Annotated in this window: 14 protein-coding genes; 6 read left to right on the top strand and 8 right to left on the bottom strand. The window is 50.0% G+C overall.

Going from position 1 to position 12,814, the window contains the following annotated elements; translation table 11 throughout:
• Window positions 1–44 precede the first annotated feature (44 nt).
• On the bottom strand, window positions 45–755 hold the full coding sequence (locus ACO0K3_RS14865) for a response regulator (RefSeq protein WP_422985879.1): 711 nt from the start codon (window positions 753–755) through the stop codon (window positions 45–47).
• A gap of 218 nt (window positions 756–973) precedes the next feature.
• Between ACO0K3_RS14865 and ACO0K3_RS14860 the strand changes: the two genes are divergently transcribed.
• From ACO0K3_RS14860 to ACO0K3_RS14850, 3 genes are all read left to right on the top strand, one after another.
• Window positions 974–2,269, top strand: a complete 1,296-nt coding sequence (locus tag ACO0K3_RS14860; RefSeq protein ID WP_422985877.1) for a hypothetical protein — start codon at window positions 974–976, stop codon at window positions 2,267–2,269.
• A gap of 104 nt (window positions 2,270–2,373) precedes the next feature.
• Window positions 2,374–3,174 (top strand): MipA/OmpV family protein, encoded by an 801-nt coding sequence (locus tag ACO0K3_RS14855; protein ID WP_422985875.1) that lies wholly within the window; start codon window positions 2,374–2,376, stop codon window positions 3,172–3,174.
• An 8-nt stretch (window positions 3,175–3,182) separates the two neighbouring features.
• Window positions 3,183–3,977 carry a hypothetical protein gene (locus tag ACO0K3_RS14850; RefSeq protein ID WP_422985873.1) on the top strand — a complete coding sequence of 265 codons (795 nt, stop codon included), beginning with the start codon at window positions 3,183–3,185 and terminating at the stop codon, window positions 3,975–3,977.
• Between the two features lie 136 nt (window positions 3,978–4,113).
• Here the strand turns inward: ACO0K3_RS14850 and ACO0K3_RS14845 are convergent, their stop codons facing one another.
• From ACO0K3_RS14845 to ACO0K3_RS14820, 6 genes are all read right to left on the bottom strand, one after another.
• Window positions 4,114–4,884: an SCO family protein gene (locus ACO0K3_RS14845; protein WP_422985871.1), complete on the bottom strand. Its 771-nt coding sequence runs from the start codon at window positions 4,882–4,884 to the stop codon at window positions 4,114–4,116.
• Between the two features lie 10 nt (window positions 4,885–4,894).
• The gene (locus ACO0K3_RS14840; RefSeq protein ID WP_422985869.1) at window positions 4,895–6,103 is read right to left on the bottom strand and encodes a YHYH protein; all 1,209 of its coding nucleotides are present in this window, start codon (window positions 6,101–6,103) and stop codon (window positions 4,895–4,897) included.
• Window positions 6,104–6,227: 124 nt separating this feature from the next.
• Window positions 6,228–6,827 carry a rhomboid family intramembrane serine protease gene (locus ACO0K3_RS14835; RefSeq protein ID WP_422985973.1) on the bottom strand — a complete coding sequence of 200 codons (600 nt, stop codon included), beginning with the start codon at window positions 6,825–6,827 and terminating at the stop codon, window positions 6,228–6,230.
• Between the two features lie 129 nt (window positions 6,828–6,956).
• Window positions 6,957–7,364 (bottom strand): hypothetical protein, encoded by a 408-nt coding sequence (locus ACO0K3_RS14830; protein ID WP_422985867.1) that lies wholly within the window; start codon window positions 7,362–7,364, stop codon window positions 6,957–6,959.
• Window positions 7,330–7,932, bottom strand: a complete 603-nt coding sequence (locus ACO0K3_RS14825) for a DUF6988 family protein (RefSeq protein ID WP_422985865.1) — start codon at window positions 7,930–7,932, stop codon at window positions 7,330–7,332. Before ACO0K3_RS14825 ends, ACO0K3_RS14830 begins: the two co-directional genes overlap by 35 nt.
• A gap of 227 nt (window positions 7,933–8,159) precedes the next feature.
• On the bottom strand, window positions 8,160–9,392 hold the full coding sequence (locus ACO0K3_RS14820; protein ID WP_422985863.1) for a serine hydrolase domain-containing protein: 1,233 nt from the start codon (window positions 9,390–9,392) through the stop codon (window positions 8,160–8,162).
• Between the two features lie 538 nt (window positions 9,393–9,930).
• On the opposite strand from ACO0K3_RS14820, the gene ACO0K3_RS14815 reads away from it, so the two are divergent.
• From ACO0K3_RS14815 to ACO0K3_RS14805, 3 genes are all read left to right on the top strand, one after another.
• Entirely contained in the window at window positions 9,931–10,602 is a 672-nt protein-coding gene (locus ACO0K3_RS14815) for a PadR family transcriptional regulator (RefSeq protein WP_422985861.1), read from the top strand.
• Window positions 10,603–10,697: 95 nt separating this feature from the next.
• On the top strand, window positions 10,698–11,489 hold the full coding sequence (locus ACO0K3_RS14810) for a siderophore-interacting protein (protein WP_422985859.1): 792 nt from the start codon (window positions 10,698–10,700) through the stop codon (window positions 11,487–11,489).
• A 263-nt stretch (window positions 11,490–11,752) separates the two neighbouring features.
• On the top strand, window positions 11,753–12,013 hold the full coding sequence (locus tag ACO0K3_RS14805; RefSeq protein ID WP_422985857.1) for a hypothetical protein: 261 nt from the start codon (window positions 11,753–11,755) through the stop codon (window positions 12,011–12,013).
• Between the two features lie 312 nt (window positions 12,014–12,325).
• Here the strand turns inward: ACO0K3_RS14805 and ACO0K3_RS14800 are convergent, their stop codons facing one another.
• Entirely contained in the window at window positions 12,326–12,718 is a 393-nt protein-coding gene (locus ACO0K3_RS14800; protein ID WP_422985855.1) for a VOC family protein, read from the bottom strand.
• Window positions 12,719–12,814: the final 96 nt, after the last annotated feature.

Here is a 12,814-nt window from a genome sequence, read left to right as displayed (position 1 = left end):
TGAGCCAGATCATGACGGATGCAGACACGAGATGCTCATGGCACTCATTCCCAGGCAGAGGGACTGAATAGATAGCCCTCGCCCCAGACTGTTTTAATCCGGGCTGCAGCACTGTCATCAAACTTCTGCCGCAAGCGCGAAATCGTATTGTCGATACTGCGATCAATGCCATCAAATTCTATCCCGCGCATGGCTTTCAGGATGTCATTACGGGACAGTACCGTACCCGCCGATTCGGCCAGCAGCAACAGCAATTTGAATTCCGGACTCGTCAATACCACCGTCTGTCCGCGCCATCGCACCACACGATCGCTCTTGGCGATGCTCAATGCGCCGAAGGCTAATTCTCTGGCTACAGTGATTGATTGCGCTGTCTGTGGTGTTTGTGCAGGTTCAGCACGGCGACGTAATAAGGCCCGTAATCTCGCCAGCAAGACTCTCGGCTGTACCGGCTTATTGATGTAATCGTCGGCTCCCTGCTCCAGACCGGATACTTCATCAAAAGTATCTTCACGCGCCGTCAAAATCACCAGCGGCACCTGACTGACATTGCGGATCTGGCGGCAGACCAGCATGCCGTCCAACCCGGGCAGCATCAGATCAAGCACCACGATGTCTGGCTGGCTTTGCTGAAACCGGGCCAAGGCCGTATCGCCACGCTCTACCACATCAACGGTAAATTCATATTCTTGTAAATAATCGACGACCAGTTGCGCGAGTTTCGCATCATCTTCGACCAGCATCAGTTTGTACATAAACGCCTCCAAGCTCCGCATTGTATAAGCGTCGGCACCTGCATGTACAGACACAAAATCCGCAAAACAACGTCTTAAACCGGCTTGTACAAATTCATGACAATTCAGCGACGTTTCGGAGAGGATTTATTGGATCGCAAGGCCTACCATACGCCCATTGTTTATCTTCAATCCCTATTTCAACCTCTATTTCCTTCTTCATTCAGGAGTCGTTCCAAGTGAAATCCAGCTACCTATCCCGTCGCCATCCCGATCACAGTGTCGTTCGCCGTATTGGTATATTTGGCGCATTGAGCGCTCTTATGATTCCCCTACTGCTCAGCGCGTGCGGTGGCAACAGTGCTGGCGATAACAAGACAACGCTGCCAACCATCAGCGGTACCGCAGCAACAGGTATGGCCATCGCCAGTACCGATGTCAGTGTCAAATGCCGTACCGGCACAGGAACAGGTAAAACAGGGAGCGACGGCAGTTTTAAAGTGACGGTCCCGAATGGCACGCTGCCCTGCGTATTAGAAATCACCAATCCAGCCGACAGCCGCAAACTACATGCCATCAGCATCACCGGCGATACCGCGAACCTCACCCCGTTGACTGAATTGCTGTCAACGCGTCTGATGCGCGCCGACATGAGCACGATATTCACCAGTTTCGATGCAAACAGTGTCGCAAAAAACGTGACCAGCACCAGCATCAAGACAGCGCAGAACGATGTCACGACCGCGTTAAAAGGGATCGTCGATACAAGCACACTGGCAGATTTTTACAGCACCCCACTGAAACCTGCGACCAGCGCCAACCCCAATGGCGGCGATACGCAAGACAAATTGCTGGATGGACTAAAAGCCAGATTGAGCAGTGCGCAGTTCACGCAAACCCTGACCCTACTAACCAAAGCAGAAGCCACAGGACAACCACTCGCTAACCCCGACACAAGTTTTATACCGACCCTGGAAATCCAGCCAGCCAATGTCAGACTCGCCGTCGGCACAGCACAGAGCTTCAGCGCCGCTATCAACTATCCTAAAAATGTCTACTACCTGCGCCAGCCTGTAAGCTGGAAAGTTGTAGAAACCGATGGCGGCAGCATCGACATCAACGGCCTCTACACGGCACCTGCCAAACCTGGCGTGTATCACGTCAAGGTACAGCGCGACGACTTTCCCAACCTGAGTGTGCAGGCCACTGTCACCGTCGAAGCCAGCAGCAATTTCAACTTCATCCCTGAACTGAAAGTCCCGCTAAAAACACTGACACTGACCGCTGGTGCCCGCTACCACTTCAGTGCGTCGATCAACTACGCTCCCAACGTGTTCTACCTGGTAGAGCCGATTGCCTGGAGTGTGGTCGAAGCCGACGGCGGCAGTTTTAATCTGCCTTTGCCCGCCGATTTTGGTCTGGGTGAAATCGGTATGTATTACACGGCACCGCAAAAACCCGGCGTCTATCACGTCAAAGTACAACGCACCGATTATCCGGACCTGAGTGCCCTCATCGAGGTCACTGTGCAATAAGACTGGCTACAGGCATTACAATGTCGATCCTGTGCTGATCTGTGACCGCACAGGATTGTGCACTTTCCGTATTACCTGAGGCGATTTGAATTACCTGATCCGACATGAAAAAACTTTTGCTCATTGCACTCACCGCACTATCCGGCCAATCATATGCCCAGTCGCTCGCTGCTAATGTGATGCCGGATGGTAGTCGTGATATTTTTGTCGGCCTGGCAGTTGCTGCCGCGCCGAATTACGAAGGCAGGCAGGAACGCAAAGCGACCCTGATGCCTATCCTGCAGATGCAATGGAGTAACGGGATTTTTATCGCGGATCCCTATACGGCGGGCATGCATTTATCATCGAACCCAGAGATAGAATTCGGTCCGCTGCTACAGTATCAGCCCGGCCGCACTGCCAGTGAGGCGGAAAAAGCCGCCGGTGGCAGCGACATCAGTGCCGCACTCAACGCTGGTGGGTTTTTCAATTACTACCTGAATGACAAACTCAGGTTCAACACCAGCCTGCTCCATGCGAATGGTGGCGGTTTAATGGCGAAGCTTGATGTGCAAAAAATATTTGGCCAAATTGTCCCTCACCATACGCTTGCCACCTCCGGTGGAATCGTCTGGGCGAACCGTGACTACACTGAAAAATATTTCGGCATTTTGCCAACGCTGCTGCTCAGCGGATCTGGCAGCGAAGGATTCTCACCGACGAATAAAACCAGCACAGACTACAGCGCATCCGCCGGAATAAAGGATGTACATCTGGGAGTTAACTGGAACTGGGAAATCAGCGCCAGCGTATTACTGACCTCAGGAGTCTCTGCCGTGCATCTGACCAACAGTGCCGCCCGCAGCCCTCTGGTCAGTCAGCGCAATTACCTGACGATACATAGCGGTTTAGCTTATCGTTTCTGATACCAGCCATGATCACGACAACCTCTTCCCTGCTCCTCACTTTACTGCTCACCAGCGGAGTGGCTGCTGCGCAGACGCCTGCTGTGATTGGGGTCGCGGGCGCAGCGGGTGCGACGAGCACGGTAAGCGTGGCAAGCCCGACAGACTTAGCAGGTAAGCAGATATTGTCCGAAGAAAGCGAATGGATCAGCTACCGCAATACCTACCGCGCCATGATCTGGTTTGAAAAATATGGCAAACCCAAAAATTTCATCCAGCAGCATTACCGCTTTATTCCCAAGGAAAAAAATGTCAGCGCAGAGCACCTGACGCTCAGTCTGCGCAGCCGCAGCCTCCAGCTCGACCTGCCGCTGGATGCCTACGGCCGCGCCAGCATTCCTTTGATGAAAACGGCTTATGATGAAAATGCCGAACTCCGGTTAAACCGCAAACTCGACGCCTATACACGTCAACCCTGGATCTCCCTCATCAGCCGCCCCGACGGTCTGTACGACGCCAGTGATTTACGCACCGCCTGCAATCAGGCACTCGACTACCTGCACTACGTCGGCGATACCAGCATCAATAATAAAAAATGCACCGGAGTGAAATTCACCTACCTGCACACAGCGACAGACGTCATACTCAAATTCAAAAGCACAGGACAATCATCTACCTGGGCAGAAGTCACCGACAAGCAAGGCGCAGCCATCACCAACGCTGGCAATTACAAATCCATCACCTACCAGTTCGCCGCCTGGTCACAGCAAGGCCAAATCCTGAGCGCCACTGCACCACTCACGATTGATCCGGTTTTTGAGTAAGATCGGTATTGAAAGTATTACAAAATTCAGAATGGAATCCGCACTATCCATGCGCCTCTTGGCACGATATGCCTTGGAGAGGCGCATGGATAATGCGGATTGCATTTCAGTTTTGCGATTAACCCAAGGGGAACATCTACATTTGTTGGTTTGCTTTTTCCACGTTCAATCGCTCAAGATCAGCGCGCATGCGCAACAATTCAGTCGTGCTGCTAGCATCGTAGACGCCGCGAATTCGTCTGTCGGTATCCAGCAAAAATACCCGGCCTCCGTGCAAAGGCTCGCCATTGCGTTCTCTAAGACGGATATCTGTTTTAAGGCTGTGTGCAAAGTGATCAAGCTCTTTGGGATTTCCGGTCAGCAAAGACCAGTTCGCAGGTAATTGAAGGCGCTTTGCATAATCGGCTAACTGGCCTGCACCATCCAACTCAGGATTGACTGTGAGCAGTAGAAATTGTGGTTTTACTCCCGCTTCGCTCGCAACTATGATCCGGTTAAGTTCGCGCAATACTTCGAGCGAGACGGGACATAAACTCACACATCCGGCATAGAAAAATCCTACGAAACTCGGTCTTTTCTCCAACACATTCTGGCTCAACGGTTCTCCGTGCTGATTGATCAAATCAAACTTGGCCGTACGCTGCCATGAGGACCATTTATCCCATCGCGGCTGAAAATCTGCGGTGTGGTAAAACGGCAGCGAATCATAATTCAAAGCATGCTGTTGAAAATGGAAAGCACCCGTTACATACGCTGCCAGAACAACCGCCGCCAATACTGCCAGCAGCAGCAACCCCAGAGCACAAAAGAAACGAGACAACAGCATGCGGCTCATTGATAACGGTTGCAACAAGCTAGCAACAGCAACGCTAGTGTGGGTAGTGTGAGCATCAGAAGTACATGACATAGCGCACTCATCAATGAATAGTGACGGGAGTTCCCTTGAAGCAGCCAACGGTATAAGGAAATTCTTTGGTCTGGTGATAATGATATTGATTGACAGTGACGCCATTGACCGTGATCGCATGCGTATGACCGTGACATTCATCCAGATCAGCGTTGGTCATGGCCTTACCATTTTCGCCTTGGTTTCCATAGATACCGAATCCATCCGCGATATAGCCGACCAGAGGAGAATGCTGCCCTGCCTGATCTTTTTGGCTCAGACAACTACTGATACTGTGATGATGGTATTGACCGGTGCGCTCAGGATGTCCCTGACATGCATCTTGTACCTCCCAGGCAACCGCGTCACGATTTGCCCCATCGTCTGCGTTGTATAAACGCGCACCATCAAGCAACACACCGATTGCGCCCAAGCCTGTGCACGTTGGGCTTGCTGCCACAGTAGGATTAGCAGGTAAGCCCCAGGCAATCGTGGCCGTCTGGATAGAATTAGGATTTCGGTCATAAGCATAGGCCGGGTCTGTACTCGCAATTGGAAATTTACCGGTCGGTGTTGAGGGTAAACCATTTCCGCTGATACCCAGATTACTACCCAGAGTGACAGCAAAACTCGATACCCAGCTGACTGCTCCCTGGACACTGATTTTGCTCAAAGAACTCCAGGTGACACCATCGGAATTAAACCACGGTCCTTTAGAAGTGGCGCCACCACTACCGACTGCAGAATAGCACGTGTAGACATAACCAACCGCTGGTGCGCTACGGGTAAATTTGCCATCGCCGACCGGGAGCTTGGCAGGATCAACGCCCGTGACGACACTGGCCACCGGACTAGCGCTGACGCTGGGCGACGCCAGACTATTACCAGCCGAATTAGTCGCAACGACATTGCAGGTGTAGGTCGTGCCATTCGTCAATCCTGAAATCAACACCGGACTACTGACCGCATTAGCAGTTCTGGCACTGCCGTTAGCAACGCATGTCGCCAGATAACTAGTAATCGCCGCTCCGCCGTTGGAGGATGGTGGATTAAAATTGATCGTCAACGAAGCGTCTCCGGCCTTGATCTGGCTAATTGCGGGAGTACCCGGCACCGTCACCGATGTGGAGGTCGAGGTCGATGTTGACGATGATGTGGTAGTAGCTAAACTTCCGCTGGAGCCTCCACCGCAGGCAGCAACAGTCAGCGTCAGTATCGCTGTTCCTATCATGTTTTTCATAGTTACTCCTGATCAAAAAAGATTTATCAGGCTTCACTTTAAAATGAAAATATGGAGGAATTATGAAGATCGCCGGTATAAAAACTATATGAATTTTTTCAAAGAAATTCAGCTACAGAGATGGTCAGGCATCACCTCGCGATGCCGGCGAAATACGATTGAATAGCGTAGCGAACATCATGCCCGCCAGAAGGCTAAAACTATGACCGGGTTTAAATGCGCTGCTGACATACACATCCAGTGAAATTTGAAACACCACAATAGCAGCACTCAAGTAAACGATATATCGCAATGGCGAAAAGCGCCGGTAAGCCAATAAGATAAAGCCACATAAGGCCATCAACGCCTGGGACGCACCAGAACTGACGAGATCTGGGTGGAGCAGCACGCTAAAATACTGGCCTGCTGTTCCGCCAATAAAATAAATAATAACGAGCGCAGTACGTCCCATTATTCGCTCAACTGCTGAGGCGACCAAATAGATGCTGGCAAGATTAACCAGCATATGAAGAAAGTGTACGTGGAGGAACTGGGACGTCAAGAGCCGCCACACCTGCCCGCTTTCAAACGTGACCCCGTCGACAGCACCAACTTGCAAAAGGAGTGAAGATCTCTGCGACTGAAACGCATGCAGATCCAAACGACTAGCGACAACGAACCAGGCGAGAAGTGAGACGAGCACTAGCGTAAGGCTAAGCAACGGAAACTTAGAGTACGTCTTCATATTACGAGCAACGACTGACATACCAGATAAACGAATCGCAGCGGCATAGAGCATTCGGCCAGGAATAGAATGAAGCTCAAGGCCACCATACCTTTAAAAGTCTGCTTGATTGACAGGTTCGGCAGCACGTCAGGATTTCGACAGCAGATAAATAGCGAACGCCGCCACGAAGCTTGACGCGATTGACGCCAATACCGAAAGCACATGACGCGTTGTGCCAGATTTGCGAAGATAGGCAAGCAGATGAAACGGTGCAGCAAAACAGCAGCTTATCGGTGCCGTAACGTAGATCGCAATAACCAGGTACATCCCGACAAACTCATGGGCCGAGTCCGGCGCCTGCTGCGCGATGTAGATCTGCATCTCTATCCACCCCAGAAACAAGGCAAACACAAAGCAGATAACCGCATGAAGAGCCAGATGTTTGAGTGCACGTGCAGCGAGCCTCCAGCGAGACGACCACCCTGCGCTTGGGGTGGGTGACGGGTGGTTAATAGCAAGGTTAGATACGAAGAGCTTTTGCTTTTGCTTTTTCATTTAATTGCTTTATCGCCATTTCGTCATTCATGAGAGAGAGGAGTGCAGCACCGATTCGAATCCGCACTTCAATGCCGAATTTAACAAGGGCTTCCAATTCTGATTCTGGATAGTTTGCCTCAACCGCGTCATCTGTGCTCCTGCGTTTTACATGCTCTCTTCCTCCATGGGTTAAATCATTAAAGGAACCCCAATTAGCCTTCTTGTTGGCATGTATCCAGGCGCCACCAGTAATTTCATCACGGCCAATAGCATTTAAGAGCTCATGAAATAGCGGACATTTACCATTGTTAAATTTTTCTATATCGTCGTCTGATGCGAACTCCAGTAGCCAAATGCCGCGGACATAACTTTCAAATAGAGGACGGGCTAAAGTCAACGCCGGGCCAAGCAGATTCACATCTAATAAGATAAGTGTTGCATCAGCAAGATCAAGCGAAAGCTGAAGAATTGCCACCCCGGTTCGCACTCGGATTGCGCTAGGTACCTCCTTCTCATTCGTTCTTTCGTTAAGCCAAATAGCCAATTCTTTTGCGACTTTGATCGATTGCGTGAACGAAGGTATCACTGAAACCTCAACTTGTTATAAAAAAAGTGACTGACGCTAACATATACATGCAAAATCAGCAACACGGTTTCAGTTGACTAAAAAAACTAAACAACCTTGATTGTCAGGTCAATTTTACGTACGTCGGCGCTATCAATGTAAGCAGTCAGGTAAGCAAAGAAAAAGTTAAATCACATCGTCCAAGTTGCCAAGCACCCGCGCAAAAATCTACCTCAATCCCAACCCATTTATTTCGCACCATCACCCACTACACAAGATCCCGGAATATATCCCTCCCACTTCCACGGGGTGTAGGTATCTTTGATTAATGCCTCCAGCAATTCTTTAAAAATGCTGTCGCCATTGGCACTGTTGCTCATCAGGACAATACCGATTTGTTTGTCGTCGTAGATGAGTGCATGGTTCTCCCAGCCGTCGTCGTGACCTTCTTTGAAATACGCTTTGCCGTAGGGTGTCTGGAACAGGCCCCAGCCTAAGCCGTAGCTCAGTTGTATGGTCTGGTTGTCCTGCGTTGTCGCGCTGGATAAGGTCGGGAATTGCGTCACCGAGTTGATGGCGATGCCTGGTTTGAGCAGGATGTCTTTGCCCTGTTGATTCAATATCTTGCCTTGCATTAGCGACTGTATAAATTGGGCGAAATCATTGATTGTTGTGTCCATCGATCCGGCTGCATTTACGTTGCTACGGCGGTTATGTCCCAGGATTTTTTCTTTGTCATCATAGCCAAATGCGAGATTTTCGTTGAAGCGTTCTTGCCAGGTCATACTTGTGCTCACCATCTGTAAGGGGTTAAAAATCCGCTCCTGTATCAGGTCGCCGACACTTTTTTTGGTCGCCTGTTCGACAATGAATTGAGCGAGGTTGATGCCGTCGCCGGAATACGCATACCGGCTGCCAGGCATGAAGTGGAGCATTAGTTTTTTGTCTGGATTCAGCCAGCGAAAATTGGCAAAGCCTGCCGTATGGTTCAGTAGCATACGCAGCGTAATCCGCTGATAGCGCAGGTCATTTGCCAGATCGCGATATTTGTCGTACTCCGGCAGAGGCTTGGGCAAATATTGCTCAACCGGTTTATCCAGATCAAGGATTCCTTCCTGCACCAGTTGCGTGACCATGGTGGCAAACACTGCTTTGGTGAACGAAGCACCATACATCACGCTGTCTACGGTCAGGGGCAGTCGCTGCTCTTTTTGACGCCAACCAAAACTATTGAGATACACAATTTTATTTTGATTAAAGATCGCAATGCCAAGACCGGTGACGCAAGATCGGGCCATCAGATCAGTCACCTTTTTCTCAAGTGCCGGTACCGGAAGATAGCTGCCATCAAGTGCCTGGATGGCATGCGGCGTGCTGATGACGTGCACAGGATACGCTTCCGTTGTTTGCGCAAAGCTGCTACTCCAAGCCAGTAGCGATGTACATACCAGCAATATCAGGCGACCTTGATCAAGGTACATATACGTTCTCTCTCCGATATAAGATTGCACAAACGACCCTGCAAGCCAGGTGCGCCTGTTGGCATGAAATGCCTCTGGAAGCCGCATCCAGCCTGCGAGTTCAATATGGGACGTCTAAAAATCCTTTAGCCAATACTCCAGAACCATTCAATCCTTACCTCTTGTCTTTTCTCTGTGTCTCCGCGCCTCTGTGGTGAGAGGTTTTGATTTTTACGTAAGTCCTATTTCTATCAATATAATTTTTCGATTCAGAGGTTTTAAAAGTTTCACAAACGAACTCGCAAGCCGGGCGCGCCTGTTGGCGCGAAATGCATCTGGAAGCCGCATCCAGCCTGTGGATTCTGTTAATGGAGGTAAAGCAAGTTGCTATTCTGTGCCGTTTCTGAACAGTTTTCACCTGTATTCCGACAATAACTCATCCCGCTGGTCAAAGACAGATCACAGCCGAATCATAAAAAAATTTGTATTGCGCCTTGACTTTGCCAGTTAAAGATATATCATTAAGTTTCATTCTAACGATATATCTTTAAAGGAAAATATGAAACTTTTTGATTCTCTGCGCGCTCATCATGCGCGCCATCACGAACGTCATTCCGAACATCATCATAGCGGTCGCCATCATCATGATGGTCATCGCGATCACCATCACTATTTTGCCGGTCATGGCGATGATACCTATGACGATGAACCAGGCGGCGGGCGTATGCGTGGCGGCGGTCACGGACGCGGACGTGGCGAACGTGCGGAACGTGTGTTTGGCCGCGGCGATCTGCCTCTGATCGTATTGGCACTAATAGAAATCAGTCCGCGCCATGGCTATGAAATTATCAAGGCGATCGAAGAGCGTTGCGGCGGTGCCTATGCCCCAAGTCCGGGTGCGATCTACCCGACGCTGACCTTGCTGGAAGAGCAGGATCAGGTGACGTCATCAGAAAACGCCGCGACCAGCGGCAAGCGTCTGTACACCATCACCACCGTCGGGCGCGACTACCTAGAGGCGAATCGTGCGCAGGTTGACGGCATCATGGCAAGACTCGATATGTTTGCCCGCGTACAAGCGAAGCAATCTTTACCGGAACGTGTACACCAAGCCATGCATACCTTGAAACACGCACTGATGTTACGTCGGGGTAGCTGGAATGCCGCCGAAGCCGACCGTGTAGCCGCCATATTAGAACAGGCGGCGCATCAAATCATCGATGAAGGCTAGATGAAATATGCACGGAATATGTACAGAGTATGAGAAAAATCTGAGCACTATATGACCCCAACATCATCACAAGCCGACCAGGCTAAGGACAGACAATGACAGAACATTTACACCAGACACAACGCATACGGCATGAGCTGAGACTTCGTCTGCTGACCGTGTCACGTATTGAACAATTAAGTATCCATATGCGCAGAATCACCTTCACCGGCGATGCGCTTGATGGCTTTATCTCGGCTGCGCACGACGATCACGTGAAGTTATTTTTTCCAGTGACAGGGAGTGAGCAGCCGATTTTGCCGCAGTCCGGCCAAGCCGCAGAGGATGATGCAGCGCGTCCTATCGCCAGGAATTACACGCCGCGTCGTTACGACGCGATCAACAGAGAACTGGACATAGATTTTTATCTGCACGGCGATGGCCCCGCATCAAGCTGGGCGGCTCAGGCCAGGCCCGGCCAAACCTTAGGCATAGGCGGTCCGCGTGGCTCACTGCTGGTATCCAAGGATTTCGACTGGTACCTGTTGATCGGCGATGAAACCGCCCTGCCCGCAATCGCCAGACGACTAGAAGAATTGCCAGCAGAAACAAAAGTCATAGCCCTGATCAGCATCGCAGATTCACGCGATCAAATCCCGTTACAGCATGGTAAGAATGTGCGGATTGAATGGATCAGGAATGATGATCCGGCGATGACGTTATTACAGGCATTGCAAAAGCAAATTCTGCCGGACGGCACCGGCTATGCATGGATCGCCACGGAGCTCAGTCAGGTACAGCCTTTACGTCATTACCTGTTAGACAAAGGCATGAACAAAACGCATATTCATGCAGCGAGTTATTGGCGCAACGGGGTCGATGAACATCATCAGACACATGATGAGTAATGCCTGAACGTAGCTGAAAAAACCGCGTTACCTTGATTCGATCAGTGCAAATCAACATTGATCATCATCAATCATCATCAATCAACAACATCAAAAGTGTCCAAGCCAGACGCCAGGGCAACTTCTTTCAGACCACGCACCTCAGATCGCCTGCGCAAAACTTAATATTGGCGACTAGCAGAGGACTGGAGTGTTAGTACAGTCACTCTTGGTTGACATTTGCCGGCTCAAGGAATTTTTTTATCCCTCACAATGGCGACAGCTTGGCATACGTATTTGGTGCGCATATCGAGTCAGTCGAACGATTGTGTGACCACAGCACCCACAACGCGAATCCGTTGATGAAGCGCCAGGCCAGACAATCATTGATCCGCCTCTTCAAGAGCCGTCAGAATTTTGGGCTTCTTTTGATACTTAGCACGCATACTCCTGAGGTCGCGCTCGACATGCGCACATTGCAGCTTACGAAGCTGAACTGCGACTTCCTTATCGCGCTCACCTTTATCACCATTGAACTCGCCTGAAAAATAATTGCAAGTAACGCTTCTTTCAGCTACTTTTCGAGCATCCTTTGGAAGTTCGGGGAAACCGTTTGCGAGACGATCTATTGCATGAGCAGAACCCAAAGGCAGCAAAGATAAAGATGCTGCGAACAAAAACGTAGGTAATCTCATAGCTCTACCGTAGTACGGCCCGGATCAACGACTTCATCGTTGACTCCGAATTAAACCGCAAGTTATGCGCCATTATTGCCATCCCTCAATACATGCCAATGCTTTGTGTAATGTGTAATCCGCAACGAGGATATCGATCTAGCTTCTGTCAAACAAAATATCTCAGATCGCCTGAGCAAAATTCAACTCGACACCGAGCCCTGATGGATCGGTAAGAAATAACTGGACTTGCTGCGTCTCAGGCACTGTATTCACGGTGTAAGAAATGCCAAACAATTCAAGCTGATCTTTGGTCTGCGCCAGATCCTGACAAGAAAAAGCGATGTGATTAAAATAGCCTGTCGTCGCTATGATATCGCTATCTCCGGCAGATAGTACCGTTGCTTCTGATAAATGAATAATGCTGCTATCACCTGCATATAACCAATAACCATGCGACTGAAATGCCGGGCGATGTCCTGTGTGCAAACCGAGTACGCTGCAATAAAAATCCCGCACACGTTCCAGTAAATCCGACGGGGCTTTGATATTAATATGGTTAATCGCAGTAATCATGATGTCTCGATCTTTGATAGGCAATGAAATGAATAATTAAACAGCTGGTATAAGTTAATCAGGAAGCAGTCACAAGCAAATTGCATGCGGGTTGCA

This window comes from Undibacterium sp. Rencai35W (assembly GCF_049340185.1).
In the GTDB taxonomy this organism is placed as follows: Bacteria; Pseudomonadota; Gammaproteobacteria; order Burkholderiales; family Burkholderiaceae_D; genus Undibacterium.
This window is presented reverse-complemented; position numbering and strand designations above follow the sequence as displayed.